The sequence below is a fragment of the Pseudomonas sp. PL-6 genome (assembly GCF_054110165.1).
The window spans coordinates 1940306-1960449 of sequence record NZ_CM134189.1 but is presented as its reverse complement, the minus strand read 5'-3'; the positions used below and the strand labels follow the sequence as shown (position 1 = coordinate 1960449).

The 20144-nt window shown below is 67.0% G+C and carries 17 protein-coding genes and 1 tRNA gene; 3 read left to right on the top strand and 15 right to left on the bottom strand.

Features of this window, described 5'->3' with window-relative positions; all coding sequences use genetic code 11:
- Positions 1-63 precede the first annotated feature (63 nt).
- Positions 64-822: a siderophore ferric iron reductase gene (locus tag ACW9UL_RS09100; RefSeq protein ID WP_457790281.1), complete on the top strand. Its 759-nt coding sequence runs from the start codon at positions 64-66 to the stop codon at positions 820-822.
- 42 nt (positions 823-864) lie between these two features.
- Here the strand turns inward: ACW9UL_RS09100 and ACW9UL_RS09095 are convergent, their stop codons facing one another.
- From ACW9UL_RS09095 to ACW9UL_RS09065, 7 genes are all read right to left on the bottom strand, one after another.
- A complete protein-coding gene (locus ACW9UL_RS09095; RefSeq protein WP_457790279.1) occupies positions 865-1272 on the bottom strand; it encodes a TonB-dependent receptor domain-containing protein in 408 nt (135 codons plus the stop codon).
- Positions 1273-1453: 181 nt separating this feature from the next.
- On the bottom strand, positions 1454-2638 hold the full coding sequence (gene put2H, locus ACW9UL_RS09090) for a putrescine 2-hydroxylase Put2H (RefSeq protein WP_457790277.1): 1185 nt from the start codon (positions 2636-2638) through the stop codon (positions 1454-1456).
- 168 nt (positions 2639-2806) lie between these two features.
- On the bottom strand, positions 2807-4669 hold the full coding sequence (locus ACW9UL_RS09085; protein WP_457790275.1) for an IucA/IucC family protein: 1863 nt from the start codon (positions 4667-4669) through the stop codon (positions 2807-2809).
- The gene (locus ACW9UL_RS09080) at positions 4666-5250 is read right to left on the bottom strand and encodes a GNAT family N-acetyltransferase (RefSeq protein WP_457790273.1); all 585 of its coding nucleotides are present in this window, start codon (positions 5248-5250) and stop codon (positions 4666-4668) included. Before ACW9UL_RS09080 ends, ACW9UL_RS09085 begins: the two co-directional genes overlap by 4 nt.
- Positions 5240-6439 carry an MFS transporter gene (locus tag ACW9UL_RS09075; protein ID WP_457790272.1) on the bottom strand — a complete coding sequence of 400 codons (1200 nt, stop codon included), beginning with the start codon at positions 6437-6439 and terminating at the stop codon, positions 5240-5242. Before ACW9UL_RS09075 ends, ACW9UL_RS09080 begins: the two co-directional genes overlap by 11 nt.
- Positions 6436-7773, bottom strand: coding sequence for a lysine N(6)-hydroxylase/L-ornithine N(5)-oxygenase family protein (locus ACW9UL_RS09070; protein ID WP_457790270.1), 1338 nt, complete (start codon positions 7771-7773; stop codon positions 6436-6438). The genes ACW9UL_RS09075 and ACW9UL_RS09070 overlap by 4 nt, the downstream gene beginning before the upstream one ends.
- Before the next feature lie 309 nt (positions 7774-8082).
- Positions 8083-8157: transfer RNA gene (locus ACW9UL_RS09065), tRNA-Arg, on the bottom strand.
- Between the two features lie 122 nt (positions 8158-8279).
- Between ACW9UL_RS09065 and ACW9UL_RS09060 the strand changes: the two genes are divergently transcribed.
- Positions 8280-8756 carry a GNAT family N-acetyltransferase gene (locus tag ACW9UL_RS09060; protein WP_457790268.1) on the top strand — a complete coding sequence of 159 codons (477 nt, stop codon included), beginning with the start codon at positions 8280-8282 and terminating at the stop codon, positions 8754-8756.
- A gap of 81 nt (positions 8757-8837) precedes the next feature.
- On the opposite strand, the gene ACW9UL_RS09055 is transcribed toward ACW9UL_RS09060, so the two are convergent.
- The 3 genes from ACW9UL_RS09055 to ACW9UL_RS09045 form a co-directional block, all read right to left on the bottom strand.
- The gene (locus ACW9UL_RS09055; RefSeq protein WP_457790266.1) at positions 8838-10232 is read right to left on the bottom strand and encodes a sodium-dependent transporter; all 1395 of its coding nucleotides are present in this window, start codon (positions 10230-10232) and stop codon (positions 8838-8840) included.
- Positions 10233-10308: 76 nt separating this feature from the next.
- Positions 10309-11367 carry a Leu/Phe/Val dehydrogenase gene (locus ACW9UL_RS09050; protein WP_457790264.1) on the bottom strand — a complete coding sequence of 353 codons (1059 nt, stop codon included), beginning with the start codon at positions 11365-11367 and terminating at the stop codon, positions 10309-10311.
- 80 nt (positions 11368-11447) lie between these two features.
- The gene (locus tag ACW9UL_RS09045; RefSeq protein WP_457790262.1) at positions 11448-14915 is read right to left on the bottom strand and encodes an indolepyruvate ferredoxin oxidoreductase family protein; all 3468 of its coding nucleotides are present in this window, start codon (positions 14913-14915) and stop codon (positions 11448-11450) included.
- A 197-nt stretch (positions 14916-15112) separates the two neighbouring features.
- Here ACW9UL_RS09045 and ACW9UL_RS09040 point away from each other — a divergent pair, with 197 nt between their 5' ends.
- Entirely contained in the window at positions 15113-15580 is a 468-nt protein-coding gene (locus ACW9UL_RS09040) for an Lrp/AsnC family transcriptional regulator (RefSeq protein ID WP_003247035.1), read from the top strand.
- A 54-nt stretch (positions 15581-15634) separates the two neighbouring features.
- On the opposite strand, the gene ACW9UL_RS09035 is transcribed toward ACW9UL_RS09040, so the two are convergent.
- From ACW9UL_RS09035 to phnL, 5 genes are read right to left on the bottom strand one after another with little or no spacing between them, the layout of a single operon-like run.
- Positions 15635-16882 carry an MFS transporter gene (locus tag ACW9UL_RS09035; RefSeq protein WP_457790260.1) on the bottom strand — a complete coding sequence of 416 codons (1248 nt, stop codon included), beginning with the start codon at positions 16880-16882 and terminating at the stop codon, positions 15635-15637.
- Positions 16879-17643, bottom strand: coding sequence for a phosphonate metabolism protein PhnP (phnP, locus tag ACW9UL_RS09030; protein WP_457790258.1), 765 nt, complete (start codon positions 17641-17643; stop codon positions 16879-16881). The genes ACW9UL_RS09035 and phnP overlap by 4 nt, the downstream gene beginning before the upstream one ends.
- Positions 17634-18191, bottom strand: coding sequence for a phosphonate metabolism protein/1,5-bisphosphokinase (PRPP-forming) PhnN (phnN, locus tag ACW9UL_RS09025; protein ID WP_457790256.1), 558 nt, complete (start codon positions 18189-18191; stop codon positions 17634-17636). Before phnN ends, phnP begins: the two co-directional genes overlap by 10 nt.
- A complete protein-coding gene (locus ACW9UL_RS09020) occupies positions 18191-19336 on the bottom strand; it encodes an alpha-D-ribose 1-methylphosphonate 5-triphosphate diphosphatase (protein ID WP_457790254.1) in 1146 nt (381 codons plus the stop codon). Before ACW9UL_RS09020 ends, phnN begins: the two co-directional genes overlap by 1 nt.
- Positions 19326-20042, bottom strand: coding sequence for a phosphonate C-P lyase system protein PhnL (gene phnL, locus ACW9UL_RS09015; RefSeq protein ID WP_457790252.1), 717 nt, complete (start codon positions 20040-20042; stop codon positions 19326-19328). Before phnL ends, ACW9UL_RS09020 begins: the two co-directional genes overlap by 11 nt.
- Between the last annotated feature and the right edge of the window lie 102 nt (positions 20043-20144).

Here is a 20144-nt window from a genome sequence, read left to right as displayed (position 1 = left end):
ATGTCCTGCTAGATTCCCTGCCACCGCCCCGAACCATTCGCGAAGCTGCAGGGTTTCACCTTCATGTCCGATGCCTCCGGCGACCTCGCCGCGCTGCTTGCCACCCTGCGCGCCACTGTCCCTGCCCTGCACGGCCGTATCGGCACGCCAAGCCCCGATCAGCTGCAGTGCGCCAGCCCAGGCAACCCGCAACGAATCGCCGCGTTGCACGCGCACTGGCAACGCGCCCACCCCGGCGCCGGCCGCCACTACTGGACCACCCGCAGTTGGACCCTGCTGATCTGGCAACCGATCTACCTCAGCCTGCTGGCCGTGCACCTGCAGCACCGCGCACCCTGCCTGGGACAATTGGGGCAATCGGTCTGCGACGGCTTCGTCGGTGGCTTCAGCCTGCCGTCGCATAGCCCGCAGCGCGGCGAGCAGCAAGAGTTGATCGCCCTCGCCGCCGGGCAGATTGGCGATTTCGTCGAACGGCAACTGGACGAGTTCGACCGCGTCGCCAGCATCCATCCCAAGCTCGCCAGGCTGTTCGCCGTCGATTGCACGCGAGCCGCGCTGCTACTGGTGCAGCGCCGGCTGGGCCTGCCCAACTCGGCGTTGCGCGAACTGGAGGCCTGCTGGCTGCGAGCGCTAGCCATGCCGCGCAGCAGCGCACTGCTCGAGGTTCGCCTGGACGACGGCCGCGAGTGCCTGGCGCTGGGCCGCAACGCCTGCTGCCAGCATTTTCGCCGCGAGGACGGCGAATTCTGCAGCACCTGTCCGAAGCTCAAGCCGGCGGAACGCCAGCGCCGTCTGCGCGAGGAACTGGCAAAGGTGGACTGAAGCAGCCGCCGGCCAGGCGCCAGCGGCGCTGCACAGCCCTGCTCAGTACGTCCAGCTCAGACTCAGGGTCGCATTGCGCGACGGCGCATAGTAGGACTGCGCCCAGTACAGGCTGGTCAGGTACTTGCGGTCGAACAGGTTGTTGACGTTGAGCGAGACGTTGAAGTGCGGGTCGAGGTCGTAGCTGGCCAGCGCATTGACCACGGCGTAGGAGCCCTGACGGCTGATGATGGTCGCGCCGCTGGTCGACGTGCCCTGCTCGCGGACGATCTCGCCCTGCCAGTTGACGCTGCCGCCCAGCTTCAGGCCCTGCATCTGCGGCACCCGATAGGTGGTGGCGAGATACAGGCTGTTCTGCGGAATGAAGGTGCGCGTGCGGCTGCCATCACCATCGCGACTCGAGAACAGACGAGTCAGGCCACCACTGGCCAGGCCTGTGGCGCCAGACACAGGGCCATGGCCAGTATGCGGGGGCTGCAGCTGGCGCGCAGGTGCGCCGGGTGCCGTGAGTGATACATCGCGTTTATGGGGGCAGACACTTTTTCTTGGTTGAGTGGGATAAGGCGTTGGCGCAGCGCAAGGGGACCTCAGTTCATCGCGGCAACCTCCATGTCGGGCCGATACGCGCGCCTCAGCGGCGCTCGGCTGCCAGGGCCTGGCCCATCACCTGGCGATACCAGCCGTGGAAATGCTGCATGCCCTCCTCCAGCGGTATCTGGTACGGGCCGCTGTCATCGATGCCGCGCTGGTACAGCGCACGCCGGCCGGCATCGGTTCGCTCGGCGATCTCGTCGTCCTCGATGGCGGTTTCCATGTAGGCGGCGCGGTGCGCCTCGACCAACTCGCGGTTGCCCTCGCACAGCGCCTGCGGGTAGTAGAACTCGACGACGTTGAGGCACTCGTGCACGCCCTTGGGATATACGGTGGAAAGCACCAGGGCGTGGGGGAACACCTCGATCATGTGGGTCGGGTAGTAGCTGGCCCAGATGGCGCCGAAGTCCGGCGCAGCATCGCCATGCACGGCCATCAGGCCTTCATGCCAGGCGCGGTAGGTATCGGTGCCGGCACGCGCCAGGTTGGGGTTCACGTTGATGCGCTGCAGGCTGTACCAGTCGCCGTAGTCCCACTGCAGCCCCTCGCTGCGCACGTAGCGGCGCAGACCGGGATGGAAGGAGGCGATGTGGTAGTCGTCGTTGTAGATCTCGATGAAGGTTTTCCAGTTGCACTTGCACGGGTGCATCTCGACGTGGTCGAGCTGGTAGTCGGAGAAATCCATGTCCGGGCGGCGGAACAACGCGCCGATGTCGGCGACTGGATCGCGCGGTCCCTCGAAGAGAAAGCCGGCGACGTTGTGCAGGGGGTAACGCGGCAGGTTGCGGCAGGGCTTCTGCGCAAACTTCGGCGCACCGACGATCAGCCCGCTGCTGTCGTAGGTCCAGGCGTGCAGCGGGCACAGGATGCGGTTGCCGGTGGCGCGCAGATTGCCGCGGCGCACCGCACTGGCATCGCTGCCCGGGCTGAAGTCGCCGAGCATCAGCGCCTGACGGTGACGACACACGTTGGACAGCAGCTCCACGCCATGCTCGTTGCGCACCAGGATGCGGCTGTGCTCCTCGTGCGGCAGCGCGTACCAGTCGCCCAGCTCGGGCACCATCTTCTCGTGGCCGATGTAGTTGGCGCAGTGGCGGAAGATCAGGTCCTGCTCGCATTCGTAGATCGCCGGGTCGCAGTAACTGCGAATCGGCAACTGCGGCTCGGTGGGGCGAAAATCGTAGGGCGTGGCGGCAAACTGAGCGGTGCGACTGGGGTTGTACATGCTTGGCTCCTTGCAGCGAGTGCGAGGCGGACGGGCACCGGCAAGCGGAAATCGGCCTGCACCGATCCCGCCCGCGTCGGCGCAGTAACGCCTCAGGCTCTGGGCTATGACCCAATCCGGGCCATGGAAGTCGATGCCCCGCCAGGCGCCGCCTGACGGGGCGGGCAGCTAGCGCTGCAGCTCGGCGCTACGCCGTGGCACCGGTTGGCGCTCGCTGCGCGGCGCGAACGGGGCGACCGGGTTGGCCAGCGGCTCGGCCATGATCAGGCTGCCCGCCGGGTTGGCCAGGTCGACCATCTGCAGGTTGTTCTTCAGCTGCAGGCGGTTCAGGCACGAATGCAGGAAGCTCGGCGCGAAGAAGTCGTAGCGCGCGAAGCGCTCGGCCAGCTCCGGGTGCGCGCGCTGATAGTCGATCACCGACTCGGCGACACCACGCCAGAACTCGGCCTCGCTCATGCACTGGTTCTCTTCGAGGATCTGGCTCATATGGCGGAACACGCCGTCGAACACGTCGATGAAGATGCCGAGAATCTTGTAGTCCTCCGGCACGTCCACGGCCAACCGCTCCAGCCCCGGCGGCATCTGCGCGTCCTTGTCGAGAATCGCCGACTCCTCGGCGATGTCCTTCATGATCGCGCGCACCGGTACATGGCCGTCGAGCACCAGAATCAGGTTCTCGCCATGTGGCATGAACACCAGATGGTGCGCATAGAAGCAATGCATCAGCGGTCGCAGGAAGGCGTCCATGTAACGACGCATCCAGGCCTGCGGGGTCAGCCCGGAGCGGCGGATCAGCTCGGGCAGCAGGGCCTGGCCCTGTGGGTCGACGTGCAACAGCGCGGCCATGGTCATCAGCCGCTCACCGCGGTTCAGGCGGCTGCCGGGGCTTTCCCGCCACAGCGCCGAGAGCATCTTCTTGTACGGGCTGTCGGTCTCCAGGGCCGCCTCGTAGTAGCGGTTGCGATAGCCCACCGAGGCAACTTCGCGCAGGATGCTGAAACCGTATTCACGCAGCACCGGGTCGCTGCTGATCAACTGGTCGAGGTAGGCGTTGATCGCCGGCGTACCGGCCATGTAGTACGGCGACAGGCCGCGCATGAAGCCCATGTTGAGGATCGACAGCGAGGTCTTCACATAGCAGCGTTGCGGCTGCGACAGGTTGTAGTAGGTACGCAGCGACTGCTGGGCGACGTACTCGTCGCTGCTGCGCCCCAACGGCACGATTTTGCGCTGGGCGATGTCGGCGGCGAACATCAGGCTCAGCTTGCTGAACCACTGCCAGGGATGGGTCGGCATCAGCAGGTAGTCATCGGCATCGAGCCCCTGCTCCTGCAATTGCTGGCGGTAGGCCTGCAGCTGCGCCTCGCCCAGTTCCTCACGCAGCAGTTGCTCGTGGTCCAGCCCAGGTACGGCGGCGAAGTGCGCGTTGTCGCGGTGCACAGCAAGCCAAATGATAGCGAAGCGCGAGCCGGTTTCTGGTGCGTAGGCGTGGTAGTCGAAAGCGTTGAAGCCCAGGCGGCCGTTGTTGGCGACGAAGCCTGGGTGGCCCTCGATCATCGCCGCCTCGATGGTCTGGTAGTCGGCATCGGCCAGCTCGGCGCTGCTCAGCGCGCGCTCGCCGTGCTTGAAGGCGGCGCCGTAGAGCGTGCTGCTGATTTCATCCAGGTACACCGGCAGCTTGTCCGCCGCAATGCCCAGCGTACGCTTGAAGTCGATGACGAAGGTCAGCGCATCGAGCGCCTGCGGCTGGCCATTGAGCAGGCGTTCGATGCTGGCCGGCTCGATATGCCAATGACGCAAGGCCATGCTGCGCGCTTCGAAGCGATACACGCAGCCCTCGGTGTCGGCCGCCAGTTCGTAGCGCTGCCAGCCTGCGCGTTCGGACGCACCCAACAACTTCGGGTTGAACAGTTGCTCATGGGCGTACTCGGCGAGGGCCTTGCGCACCAACAGGCGATTGACCTTGCGCCACAGCTCCGGGGAGAGGTGGGCGACGGCGTCGGCAGGGTGATTCAGACGAGGAGAAGTCATAGCGGGCTTGATCCTTCAAGTGATTGGAAGAAATCGGCGGGCGTGCAGAACGCCAGCAGTGCGGTCTTGGCAGGCAGCTCGACGGGCCCTTGCTCGACGAAACCGACCAGGCGGTTGAGGCGGTGTACCTTGTGATTGCGAATGTCCGGCTCCACCACCACCCGGCGGGCACCGAGTTCGTCGAAGAGAAAGGCCATCACCGCGCGCAGCACATCACGGGTGAAGTGGCGAATCGGCTGGGTGCTCGGGCCGACGAAAAAGTGCATACCGAGATCGCCGGGCTGCACCGCATAGAGCTTGCCCAGCGGGTCGTGCCGGGGGTCGTAGCACTCCATGACGAAGGCCGGCGCGCCACGGTAGAAACCCATGAAGGCACGCATGTGACCGCTGCCCATGGCGTCGGCGTAGAAGTCGCGGGTCGCCTCCAGGGTCATGTCTTGCATGTTCCAGTAGTGGGCGTAATCCATCTGGTACCAGGGGTGGATCACCGCGACATCCTCGTCGAGGCGCAGCGGCCGCAAGGTGAAATGCGGATCGAGCAACGCCCGCGGACGGCTCAGCGCAATGGCTTCAGTTGGCATGGCAGAGTTCTCCCGGAGCGGCATGCCGGCGGTCGACGCCGAACCAGCCGCGGTCGATGATCGCCGTCAGCAGCAGGCCTGCCGCAGCGATGACGAAGGTCAGCGGAATACCGACCAGGTTGACCAGGAACCCGGCGCCGAACGAAGACAGCAGCACGCCGAGATTCTGGAAGAAGTTGGTCACGCCGAAGTCGCGGGCATAGGCATCCGGCGTGCTGACCTTGAACAGGGTGACCTCGAGCTTGACGATCACCTGATACAGCGCCCAGCCATACAGGCAGCGGCCGACGATGATCAGCTCCAGCGAGTCGCTGGCCTGCAGCGCCAGCCCCAGCGCACCGAGCAACAGGTTGAACAGGGTGTGATCGGCCCAGCGCGGCGGCTGCGCGACCAGGTGCTTGAACAGCAGTGCGAGCAGGGCGACGATGCCGGGGATGGCGAACACCAGGCCGGTCAGCAGCGGCTCGTGCAGCCCCGTGCGCGCCTCCCAGTACAGGGTGAAGAACGGCCGCACCAGGTAGGCGCTGAAGTCGAAGAGAAACATCAGCAGGCACAGCTTGAGCAATGCCGACAGCGCCTGCGGGCTGCGCCGCGGCACCGGTGCCTGGCCGCTCTTCTCCTCGCGGCTGAGCACCTTGACTACCCTTCCCGTGCGGATCAGATAGAGACACAGCGCCATCTGCGCCAGGTCCCCGGCCGCCATCAGGGCAATGCAGAAGCTCGGCCCGTGATGCTCCAGCGCCATGCCACCGACGGCGGCCCCGAAGATCGCGCCGATATGGATGACCACCGACAGCAGGCCGATCACCAGGCTGTGGTTCTGCGGCTCCTCCAGACGCATCAGGTAGGGGAACATCAGCAGGTAGCTGGCCTTGGTCATGAACATCATCAGGCTCAGCACCCAGTAGCTCTCGACGCTCGGCGCCCAGATCGAGGCCAGGCAGAACAGCGCTGCCGCCCCCTGGGTGTAGAGCAGCAGGTGCATGGTCTCGATGCGCCTGGCGACCCGTGCCCAGACCGGCAGCATGCACATCACCGCAATCGAGATGGCGGCGATATAGGCCCCCACGTGCACCGGGCTGGTCACGCCGTAACGGGTTTCGAAGAACTGCGGGTAGAAGGCGATCAGAATCGAATCGCTGATCACGCCGAAGCCCGACATGATCAGAATGGTGGTGCGCAGGTTCATGCAGAAACGCCCCCCTGCCCGAGCGCGACGAAGCCGCTGTCAGCCGGCGGCTGGAAGTCCTGGTAGGCGGTGCGCGCCTCGCAAGGGTAGGCATCGCGCCCGGTCAGCTCATTGAGCAGGCGCCCGTTGCGCCAGCAGGCCAGGCCGAGATCGGGGTTGGTCAGGCCATGGCTGTGCAAGCCGACGTTCTGCACGAAGATCTCGCGGTCCCGATGATCCACCGCCCAGTTCGGCGAGGGGGCGTAACGCCCCTGGGCATCCCAGCGAATCCGCTCGCGAATGCCTTCGATGAAGCTCGGCAGCTGGTAGCGATAGCCGGTGGCGAACACCAGCCCATCGGTCGCATGGCCATAACGCGCGCCCGTCTGAGCGTGCTGAAACTCCAGTTGCCACTGCCCGCTGGTAGCGTCTCGCCGACACTGCTGCAGCGCCAGGTTGGGCAGCAGCCGGACACCGGCAAGGCCCTGCTGCTGCCGCTCGTCCAAGGTCTGGTAGATGCGCTCGATCAGCGATTGATTGATGCCGTTGTAGATACTGCGCTGGTCATCGAGGATCTGCTGCTTGACCCCGTCGCCAAGGCCGTAGAAGTAGCGACCGTAGTCCGGCGTGATCAACTCGAGGGTGAGCTTGGCGTTCTCCATCTGGAAGAAGCGCGGCGCACGGGTCACCCAGTTCAGCTGGTAGCCATGCTGCGGCGCCTGCTCCAGCAGGTCCTGAAAGACCTCGGCGCCACTCTGCCCGCTGCCGATCACGGTGATGCTGCGGCAACGCTGCAGCGCCTGCCTGCTCCCCAGGTAAGCCGAGGTATGCAGCGCCTGGCGGACGTCGCCTGGGCTGCAGCAGGCGGGAACGTGCGGCACGCCGCCGATGCCGATCACCAGCTTGCGGCAGCTGTACTGAAAGCCTTCGCCGGTATCGCCACGCACCCCTGCCAGGACATAACCGGGCAGCGCGGCGTCGTACCAGATCTCCTGCACCTCATGCTGGTAACGCAGGTTGTCCAGCTGCGCCGCCGCCCACTTGCAATAGCGGTCGAACTCCTGGCGCGACAGGTACCAGTTTTCACGGATGTAGTAGTTGTACAAGCGGCCCTGCTGCTTGCAGTAGTTGAGGTAGCTGAAACGGCTGGTGGGATCGGCCATCGAGACCAGATCGGCAAGGAAGGGATTCTGTAGCGTGGTGCCGTCCAGCAGCATGCCGGGGTGCCAGCTGAATTCGGCCTTTCGGTCGAGAAACAGGCTGCGGGTCCCCAAAGGCTCCGCCAGGCATGCCAGCCCGAGATTGAAAGGCCCCAGGCCTATGGCAATGAAGTCGTAGGGCAATTCCGTGGTCATGTCGCGCCTCATCAGTCCGGATGAAAGTGGGCGGATACTAGACCTTGATGATAATGATTTGCAACAGCGTATAAGAATAAATGCTGATATAGAGACGTACGTCTTAGCACGGCCTTTCAAAGGCGAGTCGGGACGGAGACCAGGGGAACAGAAGCCGCGGTTTAGAGGTCCCGCGGGCTTTCAAAGGAGGTCAAGCGAGGCATTCACAAGCGCCATGTCAGGCACCTGAAACGCGTCCGATAGCGGAGGCCGGTCGTTCTGAATCAGAGGAAAGTGCGGAGAACCGCGGCGGATCGGAGAGGATGAAGGTGGCGTCCCCTGCTGGAATCGAACCAGCATCTAGCCCTTAGGAGGGGCTTATTCTATCCGTTGAACTAAGGGGACAAGGCCGTGCGCAAGGGATCGCGAAGGCCGGGCGGCATCTTAGCGGCGTCGCACGGATTTGTCATGCCACCGCCACGCACAGCGCGCCATACTCCTTCGATCCACCGCCCGGGAGCCACGCCATGCCGAGCCTCACCGATACCCTGCCCGACTCGCCCTTCGCCGCTTACGTCATCCGCGCCGCCTGCAGCGCCGACGCCAAGCCGCTGGCCGCCCTGCTGCAGCAACTGGGCGCAGACGAACCGCCGCCCGACGCCGCCCTGCTCGCCCTGCGCCTCGCCGAGCCGGCGAAGGATCGCCTGGTGCTGGTGGCCGAACGCGACGGCAAACTGCTCGGCACCTGCACCCTGATCCTGATCGAACACCTGGCGCACAACTTCGCCCGCTCGGCGATCCTCGAGGACGTGGTGGTCGACGGCGAGGCGCGCGGCCTGGGTATCGGCCAGGCGCTGATGCAGCGCGCAGCGGAGCACGCCCGCGCCTGGGGCTGCTACAAGCTGGCGCTGTCGAGCAGCCAGAGCCGCGAGGCGGCGCACCGTTTCTACGAGGGCTTGGGCTTCCGGCCCCATGGCGTCAGCTTGGCATTGGCGCTGGATTGAGGCCTTTGGTGGATAGGCTGCGCGTTATCCACCTACCCGACCTAGGGTGGATGACGCCTTCCATCCGCCATCCAGCGGTTGTCAGAACAACCCGAGGCTATGCAGGAACACCACCAGGATGCCCAGTGGGGTGACCACCCGCAGCACCTGCCACCACAGCGCGAACAGCCCGGGCTGCTCGATGCCGATGGCCTCCTGCACGGTCTTGCGGCTCAGCGCCCAGCCGGCGAACAGCACGGTGGCCAGGCCGCCCAGCGGCATCAGCAGGTTGGTGGTCAGGTAATCCAGGCTGTCGAAGAAGGTCTTGCCCAGCAGGGTCACCTCGCTCCAGGCGTTGAACGACAGCACCGTGCCCAGGCTCAGCAGCCACAGGGCGATACCGCTGAGCGCTACTGCCTTGAAACGGCTGATGCCGAACTTCTCGGTGAGCCAGGCGATGGTCGGCTCGCTGAGGGAGATCGCCGAGGTCAGCGCGGCGATCGCCAGCATGATGAAGAACAGCCCGCCGACCAGCTGGCCCAGGGGCATCTGGCCGAAGGCGATCGGCAGGGTGACGAAGATCAGCCCCGGCCCCGCGCCCGGCTCCAGGCCGTTGGCGAACACCAGCGGGAAGATCGCCAGGCCGGCCAGCAGCGCCACCCCGGTATCGGCCAGGGCCACCATCAGCGCGGTCTTGGCGATCGAGGTGCCGGCCGGCAGGTAGGAGCCGTAGGCCATCATCGCGCCGCTGGCCAGGCTGAGGGTGAAGAAGGCATGCCCCAGCGCCACCAGCACGCCCTGGGCGCTGAGCTTGCTGAAGTCGGCGTCGAAGAGAAAATGCACCGCCTGCATGAAATGCCCGGTGGTGGCGGCATAGCCCACCAGCACCAGCAGCAGGATGAACAGCCCCGGCATGAGGAAACGCAGCGAGCGCTCCAGGCCGCCGCGCACGCCGAAGGCGACGATGCCGAGGGTCAGCGCCAGCACCAGGGTGCCGTAGCCGGCCAGCTGCCAGGGGTCGGCCAGCATGGCGCCGAACAGCGCGCCGCTGCTCTCCCCGTTCAGCCCGGCGAAGCCGCCACTGGCGGCCGCCGGGGTGTAGGCCACCGCCCAGCCGGCGATCACCGTGTAGAAGCTCAAGATGAGAAAACCGGTCAACACCGCCAGCGTACCCAGCCAGCGCCAGTGCCGGCTGGCCCGCGCCTCCTTGGCCAGGGCGGCGAAGGCGCCCTCGGGGTTGGCGCGGCCGCGCCGGCCGATCATCACCTCGGCCATCAGCAGCGGGATGCCGATGGCCAGGATGCACGCCAGGTAGACCAGGACGAAGGCACCGCCGCCGTTCTGCCCGGTGATATAGGGGAACTTCCAGATATTGCCCAGGCCCACGGCCGAGCCGGTGGCGGCGAGGAAGAACACCCAGCGCGACGACCACAGGCCTCGGCCGGCGCTGCTGGAGGCACCGGCGAAGGTGCCGGCGGCGATGCTGTCTTGACTCATTGGGACTTGCCCTCTTGTTGTTGTGAAAGTCAGGAGGCTGGGGTGGTCGAGCCACCCCGGGTTCGGTGCGCGCGGCTCAGAGGCCGCCCTGCAGGCGCTCGCGGGCCATGCGGTCGGCGATCGCGGTGGTGGTCGCGCCCTCGCGCTCGGCGCGCTGGAAGATCTCCGTCAGGGTCGGGCCGATGCCTTCGATATGCGCCCTGAGCTGGGCCGCGCTGCCGCCGGTGCGCTCGTAGCAGACGTCGATGATGCCGCCGGCGTTGATCGCGTAATCCGGCGCGTACAGGCATTCGCGGCGACGCAGGGTCTCGGCCAGGCTGGCGTCGGCCAGCTGGTTGTTGGCGGCGCCGGCGATAATCGGCGCGCGCAGCGCCTCCAGGGTCTGCGGGTTGACGATGGCGCCCAGGGCGCAGGGGGCGAAGACGTCGACGTCGAGGCCGTAGATATCGTGCTGGCCGACCGCGGTGGCACCGAGCTGGTCGACCGCGCGCTGCACGTTGGCGGCCTGGATATCGGTCACCCACAGCTGGGCGCCGGCGTCCTTGAGCAGCTTGGCCAGGCCGAAGCCGACCTGGCCGACGCCCTGGATGGCCACGCGGATGCCGGACAGGTCCTGACGGCCGAGGCGATGGGCCACCGCCGCCTGGATACCGATGAACACGCCATAGGCGGTGGACGGCGACGGATCGCCATCGCGGCTGCCGCCACCGAAGGCCTCGCGCTGGCCGGCGCCGGCCACATGGCGGGTGCGCTCAGCCATGATCTGCATCTCGGCCACGCCGGTGCCGGAATCCGCCGCGGTGATATAGCGCCCGCCGAGGCTGTCGACGAAATCGCCCATGGCCTGGAACAGCGCCTCGCTCTTGCCGGTGTGCGGGTCGCCGATGATCACTGCCTTGCCGCCGCCCAGCGGCAGGCGCGCCAGGGCCGACTTGTAGGTCATGCCGCGCGACAGGCGCAGCACATCGCGCAGCGCCTCCTCGTCCGAGGCGTAGTTCCACATGCGGCAGCCGCCCAGGGCCGGGCCGAGGGTACTGTCGTGGATGGCGATGATGGCTTTCAGGCCGCTGGCCTTGTCGTGGCCGTAGACCACCTGTTCGTGCTGATCGAAGTCGACGTGGGTGAAGACGGACATCGGGTTACCTCGGGTATCGGATTGTAAAAGGCCGCCCCGCTCCCAGGCGGGAGGGGGTGGCAAGGGGTGACTGGGGAATATCAGGCGGCCGGCTCGAACAGCTGCACCGCGGCGATTTCGCTGACGGCCATGCGTGCCTTGAGCTGCGCGGCCTGCTCGCGCACCTTGGCCAGCGCCGCCTCCTTGACATGGCCGTAGCCGCGTATCTGCTCCGGCAGCTCGGCCAGCGCCAGGGCGGTGCGGTAGTTGCCGGCATTGAGCTCGGCGAGCAGGTGGGCGACGGTCGCCTCGTAGTCCGCGATCAGCTCGCGTTCGAGTTTGCGCTCGGCACTGTGGCCAAACGGATCGAGCAGCGTGCCGCGGAGGAACTTGAAGCGCGCCAGCACGGCGAAGGCCTTGAGCATCCAGGGGCCGAAGGCGCGCTTACGCGGCTGACCGGTGACCGGATCGGGCTTGCTCAGCCAGCTCGGCGCCAGGTGGAACTGCAGCTGGTAGTCGCCCTCGAACTGGGCCTCGAGCTGCTTGCGGAAGGCGGCGTCGCTGTACAGGCGCGCCACCTCGTACTCGTCCTTGTAGGCCAGGAGCTTGAAGTAGTAGCGCGCCACCGCCTTGCTCAGGCGCTGTTCGGCGTCAGTGTCGACCTGGCGCACGCGCTCGACCAGCTCGCGGTAGCGTGCGGCGTAGGCGACGTTCTGGTAGGCGCTCAGACGCTGCGCACGATCCTCGACGATCTCCTCCAGACTCTGGCAACGCGGCGCCTCGACCACCTTGGGCGCGGCCAGCTTCTCCACCGCGGCCAGGTCATGGGCGGCGCGCCGGCCCCAGAGGAACGCCTGCTGATTGAGCTGCACGGCCACGCCATTGAGTTCGATGGCCTTGTTGATGGCCTCGGCGGAGACGGGAACCAAACCCTTCTGATAAGCGAAACCGAGCATAAACAGGTTGGTGGCGATGCTGTCGCCAAGCAGGCGGGTAGCCAGGCGGGTGGCATCGACGAACTGGGTCTTGGCCGCGCCCACGGCCTCGACGATGGCCTCGCGCATGGCGGCGCCGGGCACCTGGGCATCGGGGTTGCGGGTGAACTCGGCGGTGGCCGCCTCATGGCTGTTGACCAGCGCATGGGCGATCTTGTCGTTGAGCTTCGCCAGGGCCTCTTCGCTGGCGGCCACCACCAGGTCGCAACCGAGCAGCAGGTCGGTCTCGCCGGCGGCGATGCGCACCGCGTAGATATCGTCCTGCTTGGCGGCGATGCGGATATGGGTGACCACCGGGCCGAACTTCTGCGCCAGGCCGGCCTGATCCAGCACCGTGCAGCCCTTGCCTTCGAGATGCGCGGCCATGCCCAGCAGCGCACCGACCGTGGTCACGCCGCTGCCGCCGACGCCGGGCAGGAGGATGTTCCATGGCCGCTCCAGCGCAGGCTGGCGCGGCTCCGGCAGGGCGATGAAGAGCGCGCCCAGGCCGACGGCCTCGGGCTTGCGCAGGCTGCCACCATGCACGGTGACGAAGCTCGGGCAGAAGCCTTCCAGGCAGCTGAAGTCCTTGTTGCAGGCGTTCTGGTCGATCTCGCGCTTGCGCCCCAGTTCGGTCTCCAGCGGCAGCACCGACAGGCAGTTGGACTTGACGCTGCAGTCGCCGCAGCCCTCGCACACCGCCGGGTTGATAAAGGCGCGCTTGGCCGGGTCGACCAGCTTGCCGCGCTTGCGCCGGCGGCGCTTCTCGGTGGCGCAGGTCTGGTCATAGAGGATCACCGACACGCCCTTGAACTCGCGCAGTTCGCGCTGCACGGCGTCCAGCTCGCGGCGATGGTGGAAGGTGACGATGGGCGCGAAGGTAGCGCGGGTCGGGTACTTGTCCGGCTCGTCGCTGACCAGGGCGATGCGCTTGACCCCCTCGGCATAGACCTGCTGGCTGAGCTGGTCGATACGCAGCTCGCCGTCGATGGGCTGGCCGCCGGTCATGGCCACCGCATCGTTGTAGAGAATCTTGTAGGTGATATTGACCCCGGCGGCGACCGAAGCGCGCAGCGCCAGCTGGCCGGAATGGAAGTAGGTGCCATCGCCGAGGTTCTGGAACACGTGCGGGGTGTCGGTGAACGGCGCCTGGCCGATCCAGGTAGCGCCCTCGCCGCCCATCTGGGTGAAGGTGTCGGTGTTGCGGTCCATCCACTGGGTCATGTAGTGGCAGCCGATGCCGCCCAGGGCGCGGCTGCCCTCCGGCAGCTTGGTCGAGCTGTTGTGCGGGCAGCCGGAGCAGAAGTGCGGGGTGCGCGCGGTGTTGTGCTTGGGCGCGGCCAGCGCCGCCTCCTTGGCGGCGAGGAAGGCCAGACGCTCCTCGATCACCGGGCTGGAATAGATCGGCGCCAGGCGCTTGGCGATCACCCGGGCGATCATCGCCGGGGTCAGCTCGGAGAGGTTCGGCAGCAGCGAATTGCCGTCCTCGTCGAACTCGCCGACCACCCGCGGGCGCTTGCCCACCGGCCAGTTGTAGAGCTGGCCGGTCAGCTGGTCCTCGATGATGCTGCGCTTTTCCTCCACCACCAGGATCTCGTCCAGGCCCTCGGCGAACTCGTGCACCGACACCGGCTCCAGCGGCCAGCTCATGCCGACCTTGAGCACGCGCAAGCCGACCTGGGCGCAGAGCTGCTCGTCCAGACCGAGGTCGTTGAGCGCCTGACGTACATCCAGGTAGGACTTGCCGGTGGTGATGATACCCAGGCGCGGGTTGGGCGAATCCAGCTTGATCTGATTGAGGTTGTTGGCCAGGGCGAAGGCACGCGCGGCGTAGATCTTGTAGGTGTTGAGGCGCTTTTCCTGGACCAGGGGCGGGTCCGGCCAGCGGATATGCACACCGTCTTCCGGCAGCTTGAAGTCGGTGGGAGTCTTCACCTCGACCCGCAGCGGATCGACTTCCACCACGGCCGAGGAATCGACGTTCTCGGCGATGGTTTTCAGCGCCACCCAGCAGCCGCTGTAGCGCGACAGCTCCCAGCCGATGATGCCGTAGTCGAGGATTTCCTGGACGTTGGCCGGATTCAGCACCGGAATCGAAGCGGCGATAAAGGCGTGCTCGCTCTGGTGGGCGATGCTTGAGGACTTGCAGCCATGGTCGTCGCCGGCCAGCAGCAGCACGCCGCCATGGGGCGATACGCCGGCCGAGTTGCCGTGCTTGAACACGTCGCCGCAGCGGTCGACGCCCGGGCCCTTGCCGTACCACATGGCGAACACCCCGTCGTAGCGCGCGCCGGGGAACAGGCTGGTCTGCTGGCTGCCCCAGCAGGCGGTAGCGGCCAACTCTTCGTTGACCCCGGGCTGGAAGTGGATGTGGTTGTCCTTGAGGTACTGCTTGGCGTCCCACAGGCTCTTGTCCAGGTTGCCCAGGGGCGAGCCGCGGTAACCGGAAATGAAGCAGGCAGTGTTCAGACCATGGGCGGCGTCACGCTGCTTCTGCAGCATGGGCAGGCGGGTCAGCGCCTGGGTGCCGGTCAGGTAGAGGTGACCGGTGGCGAGACGGTACTTGTCATCCAGGCGGATCTCGGCCAGTGACATGGGCGCTCCTTTTATTTTTATGGCGACCTTGGATGGCAACGGTGGGTGCCACCCTGTTCTGCCCCGCCAGGATCGCTGTACGGGACGACTGGCAAAGATCATGACCGAGGAGTTCCGCTTTTTTCTTTCTATTTGCGGGCCGAATTGCCGATACTGCGCATGATCCTTCCAACAATCACAAGAAATTGGAAACAGTCATGCAGGACAAGCTGAGCCCCATCGACCGCAAGATTCTCCGCCTGCTGCAGCACGACGCCGACCTGTCCGCCGCCGAGGTGGCGGAGAAGGTCGAGTTGTCGCAATCGCCCTGCTGGCGACGGATTCACCGCATGCAGGAGGAAGGCCTGATCGAACGCAAGGTCGCCCTGCTCAACCCCAAGCAGCTGGGCCTGGGCATGACGGTGTTCGTCGACATCAAGCTGTCGGCCCACGGCCGCGGCAATCTGGAGGAGTTCGAGCAGGCGGTGGTGGGCTACCCGCAGGTACTGGAGTGCTACACCATGGCCGGCGGCTCGGACTACCTGCTCAAGGTGGTGGCCCGCGACATCGCCGACTACGAACGCTTTCTGCGCGACCACCTGCTGCAACGCCCGCACGTGCAGGAGGCGCACTCGCATATCGCCATGAGCGAGGTCAAACGCACCACCGAGCTGCCGCTGGATTAGGGCCGCCGCCGGCCGTGCGCACCCTGTATCAGTCCGGCGAGCGCAAGCCGAGGCCTAAGGCAGCCGTTGGCCCCCAGGCTGCGCCGCGCGCACCAAGGTCGCCTCTTCCCCGGAATCCCCAGGGGCCGCCCCCGCCCAGCGCAAGGCCAGCGGCCCGAGCAACAGCAGCAGCCCCATCAGGGCGAAGGCCGCCCACCAGCCGAGCAACCGGTCGTCGCCCAGAGCGTCGAGGCACATGCCGAACAGCAGCGGGCCGAGGAAGGCGCCGGTAAAGCCGGTGCAGGAATACAGCGCCATGGCCGCGCCGCGGTGGCTGGCCGGCGCGGCGCCGATCAGCCCGGCAGTGAGCGAGGCGGAGTCGGCGGTGACGGTCACCGCGTAGAGCAGGATCAACAGCAGCAACGCCCAGAACGGCAGCGCCGCGCCCAGGCCGATCAGCCCGGCCAGCAGCGCCGACATCAGCATCACCGCGATCAGCCAGCGCTCACGGCCGACCCGCAGCGCCAGCTCGTTGCCGAGGATGCTCGCCGGCATGCCGATCAGGGTCGCCAGCATCGCCACCCAGGTGGCGGACAGCCAGGGCTCGACGCCCTGCAAGTGCCCGGCGAACACCACGAAGGCCACCAGCCAGGCACGCAGGGCGAACAGCTCCAGGTTATGCACCGCATAGGCCAGACAGTAGGCCAGCACCGCGCGGCTTTTCAGCGGCGCCAGGTCCAGCAGCCGGCGTGGCTCATGGGCCACCACCGGTTTGGGCGCCAGCCCCCACTGCACCATGGCCCAGGCCAGCAAGGCGCAGGCGCCGCTGAGCAGCGCCGGCAACTGCCAGCCGCCGAGTTTGGCCAGCTCGCCGGCGAGAATGAAGGACAGCGCCGTGCCCAGGCCGAAGCTGGCGGTGTAGAAGGCGATGGCGCGCGACTGCGCGGCGCCGTCGATACGCTCGGAGAGCGCCTTGAGTCCCGGCATATAGGTGCCGGCCAGGCCGATACCGGCCAGCACCCGCCAGGCCAGGGCCGACCAGAAGCCTTCGGCGAAGACGAAACCGGCACTGGCCAGCGCCGTCAGCAGCATGGCCGCCAGGTAGATCAGTCGCGCGTCGTGACGGTCAGTCAGGCCGGTGAGAACCGGCACGGCGAGCATGTAGCCGAGAAAGAAGCCGCCGCCGATCCAGCCCGCCTCGGTGTTGGAGAGCCCCCACAGCTGCTGGAACTCCGGCAGCAGCGCGGCGAACAGGGCGAAGCCGGCCATGCCCAGGGTCTCGGCCGTGCACAGCAGCAACGTCAGGCGACGGGCGTTGTTCACAGCACGCGCCCGTCGCTGGCCAGCGTCACCCCGGGCGGCAGCGCGTCGGGATGATCCAGCAACCAGGCGTCGAAGCTATGGCCGATATGGGTCAGCACGGTCTCCTGCGGGCGCAGCCGCTCGACCACTTGCAGGGCACGGGTCAGGTCGTTGTGGTTGCGCGGCGCCAGCGGCTGCGGCGCGGTGGAGCAATCGAGCACCAAGAGATCCAGCGGCGCGCGATCCAGCTCGGCGCAGCTGACCTCGGGCACGCCGAGGGTATCGGTGAGGTAGGCGATGCGCCGGCCCTGCCCTTCGACCCCTTGCCCTTCGAACAAGTAACCGAAGGTCGGCTTGGAATGCGTCAGCGGCAAGGCGGTGACCCGTAACTCACCCAATGCGCGGCGCTCGAAGGCGGCGAACGGCTGGCTGAAGTCGAGAATGCCGGGGTGCTTGTACAGGTCGGCCAGGCCCTCGGGGTCGTCAGGCCCGTGCACCGGGATGATCAGCCCCTGGCCCCAGCGCAGGTGCAACAGGCCCTGGGCGTGGTCGGCGTGGTAATGGGTCTGCAGGATGCCGCTGAGGCTGTGCGGCGCGAAGCGCTCGGCGAGATCGGTCAGGCCGCTGTCGATCAGCCAGCGCTGCGTGCCGCATTCGATCAGCGCGCAGCAGGGGCCACGGCGGCGCGCCGGATAGACGCGGGCGGCGTCGCAGGCCGGGCAGCTGCAGTTGTACACCGGCACCTGACGGGCGTCTCCCGTGCCGAGCAGGGTCAGGCGCATCGGCGAGCCTCGTCGAGCAGGTGCAGCAGACGGCTGACGGTGTGCGGCAGGGGGCCGGAGTTGTCGAGGATGACGGTGCCTGCCCTCTCCTCCTGCTGCAACTGGCGACTGCGCGCCAGGCGCTGTTCGATCTGCTCCGGCGTTTCCCGGCCGCGATCCAGCAGGCGCTGGCGCAGCACCGCCTCGTCGACCTGCAGAACAATCGCCAGCAGCTGCGGATAGCGCTGGCGGGCGGCAGCGAGATGACCGCGCGAACCGTTGATCAGCACATCCTGGCCGGCGCTCAGCCAATCATCGATCTCGCGCGGAATGCCGTAGGCCAAGCCGTTGGCGCGCCAGCTCAGGGCGAAGGCGCCCTCGCCTTCCAGGCGCTCGAACTCTGCCGGGCTCACGCCCAGCGCATCTTCGCCGACGGATTCGGCGCTGCGGGTGATCACCCGCCGGGCGAAACGGCAGCCGTGTGCCTCCAGCGGCGCACGTGCGGCTTGCAACAGGCTGTCCTTGCCCGAGCCCGAAGGCCCCATCAGATAGATCAACCTGCCCTGCATCAGAACACCCTTCGTGCTTGGCGCCACACCTGCTGGATCACCGGTTGCTCGCCATGCGCCCTGGCCTGCACCAGGTCGGCGCGCAGGCCGACGCGGATCTCGCCGCGATCATCCAGCCCGGCCGCCCTGGCCGGCGCGCGGCTCACGGTGGCGATGGCCGCCGGCAAATCATAGTCGTTGTCCTGCCCGGCGAGCAGCCAGGCCGCGTGCAGCAGGCTGGCCGGGTAGTAGTCGCTGGAGAGGATATCCAGCACGCCGTGGCGCGCCAGCTCCGCGGCGGCGATATTGCCGGAGTGCGAGCCACCGCGCACCAGGTTCGGCGCGCCCATCAGCACCTTCAGCCCCAGCTCGTGGCTGGCCCGGGCCGCTTCCAGGGTGGTGGGAAACTCGGCGATGGCCATGCCGAAACCGGCCGACTCCTGCACGTGGGCCAGGGTCGCGTCGTCATGGCTGGCCACCGAGATGCCGCGGGCGTGGCAGTCTTCGACTATGGCGCGGCGCTGGCGGTCGCTGTACTGGCGCGAGTTGGCGATCTGTTCCTGGAGAAACTCCTCCATCTCCGCCGGGCTCAGGTGGTACTTGCCCATGTAGTACTCGCGGTACTTCTCCACCTTGGCGAACTGGCGCTGGCCGGGTGAGTGGTCCATCACCGACACCAGCGCCACCAACGGGTGCTCCACCAGATCGCGGTAGATGGTCAGGGCATCGGGGTGGCACAGCTCGCAGCGCAGGTGCAGGCGGTGCTCGGCGCGGGTCTGCCCTGCCGCCTCGCTGGCGGCAATGGCCTCGATCATCGCCGGCAGTTGCTGCATGCGCCGGCCACGTGGGTTGATGTCGCCGATGGACAGCGCATCGAACACCGTGGTGATGCCGGCGGCGACGATCTGCGCATCGTGGGTCAGCACCGCCGAAGCCGACGGCCAATCGACACCCGGCCTGGGGCTCATATGTTTTTCCAGGTTGTCGGTGTGCAGCTCCACCAGCCCCGGCAGCAGGTAATCGCCGCCCAGGTCCTGGGCCTGCGGCAGGCGACTGGCGCCCTCGTCCACCGAGGCGATCAGCCCGTCGCGCAGCAGCAGGGTGCCATGGAACTCGCGCTCGGCAGTGACGATACGGGCGTTGCTGAGAATCTGTTCAGACGACATAGACGTACTCCGGTTGCGCCGCGGCGACGCTCATGTCGAGGTAACGGTCGGCCACCGCCTCGCGGGCGATGCGGTCGTGGAAGATGACGATCAGCGCACTGCCGACCGCCTTGGCCTCGAGAATCAGCTCCAGCACCACCTGGCGGTTGGCCTCGTCCAGTGAGGCGGTGGGCTCGTCGAGCAGAAGCACCGGCCACTCGACCATGAAGCCGCGGGCGATGTTGACGCGCTGCTGCTCGCCGCCGGAGAAGGTGCCCGGCGCCAGTTGCCACAGCGCCTCGGGAATGTTGAGGCGGGCCAGCAGGGCCTTGGCCCGCGCCTCGGCGTCGCTGCGCGTCCAGCCGCGGGCCAGCGCCGGCTCCATCACCACGTCCAGGGTGGAGACGCGCGGGATGACCCGCAGGAACTGGCTGACGTAACCCAGGCTCTGCCGACGCACCGCCAGCACCTGGCGCGGCTCGGCGCCGACCAGCTCCACCGGCGCGCCCTGGTGACGGATGCGGATGCTGCCGCCGGCCGCCAGGTAGTTGCCGTACAGGGTGCGCAGCAGGGTCGACTTGCCGGCGCCGGACTGGCCGTGCAGTACCAGGCACTCACCGCCGCGCACGGCGAAATTCAGGTCACGCAGCACCTGCAAAACGACGCCGTTCTGCTGGTGCAGGGTGAAGGTCTTGCTGAGGCCGCTGACCTCGATCAGGTTGTTCATACCTACCTCTATTACCGTCGTAGCCCCGGTTTCCTCGGGGCTACGAGTGGTCGGTTGTAGGGTGGATGGCGCTTTATCCATCCACCGATGACGACTCGCTGG

Excerpts from the sequence above, each read along its gene's own strand:
- ACW9UL_RS09100 (WP_457790281.1), top strand. The coding sequence starts at position 64 with ATGTCCGATGCCTCCGGCGACCTCGCCGCGCTGCTTGCCACCCTGCGC.
- put2H (WP_457790277.1), bottom strand. The coding sequence starts at position 2,638 with ATGTACAACCCCAGTCGCACCGCTCAGTTTGCCGCCACGCCCTACGAT.
- ACW9UL_RS09085 (WP_457790275.1), bottom strand. The coding sequence starts at position 4,669 with ATGACTTCTCCTCGTCTGAATCACCCTGCCGACGCCGTCGCCCACCTC.
- ACW9UL_RS09080 (WP_457790273.1), bottom strand. The coding sequence starts at position 5,250 with ATGCCAACTGAAGCCATTGCGCTGAGCCGTCCGCGGGCGTTGCTCGAT.
- ACW9UL_RS09075 (WP_457790272.1), bottom strand. The coding sequence starts at position 6,439 with ATGAACCTGCGCACCACCATTCTGATCATGTCGGGCTTCGGCGTGATC.
- ACW9UL_RS09070 (WP_457790270.1), bottom strand. The coding sequence starts at position 7,773 with ATGACCACGGAATTGCCCTACGACTTCATTGCCATAGGCCTGGGGCCT.
- ACW9UL_RS09060 (WP_457790268.1), top strand. The coding sequence starts at position 8,280 with ATGCCGAGCCTCACCGATACCCTGCCCGACTCGCCCTTCGCCGCTTAC.
- ACW9UL_RS09055 (WP_457790266.1), bottom strand. The coding sequence starts at position 10,232 with ATGAGTCAAGACAGCATCGCCGCCGGCACCTTCGCCGGTGCCTCCAGC.
- ACW9UL_RS09050 (WP_457790264.1), bottom strand. The coding sequence starts at position 11,367 with ATGTCCGTCTTCACCCACGTCGACTTCGATCAGCACGAACAGGTGGTC.
- ACW9UL_RS09045 (WP_457790262.1), bottom strand. The coding sequence starts at position 14,915 with ATGTCACTGGCCGAGATCCGCCTGGATGACAAGTACCGTCTCGCCACC.
- ACW9UL_RS09040 (WP_003247035.1), top strand. The coding sequence starts at position 15,113 with ATGCAGGACAAGCTGAGCCCCATCGACCGCAAGATTCTCCGCCTGCTG.
- phnP (WP_457790258.1), bottom strand. The coding sequence starts at position 17,643 with ATGCGCCTGACCCTGCTCGGCACGGGAGACGCCCGTCAGGTGCCGGTG.
- phnN (WP_457790256.1), bottom strand. The coding sequence starts at position 18,191 with ATGCAGGGCAGGTTGATCTATCTGATGGGGCCTTCGGGCTCGGGCAAG.
- ACW9UL_RS09020 (WP_457790254.1), bottom strand. The coding sequence starts at position 19,336 with ATGTCGTCTGAACAGATTCTCAGCAACGCCCGTATCGTCACTGCCGAG.
- phnL (WP_457790252.1), bottom strand. The coding sequence starts at position 20,042 with ATGAACAACCTGATCGAGGTCAGCGGCCTCAGCAAGACCTTCACCCTG.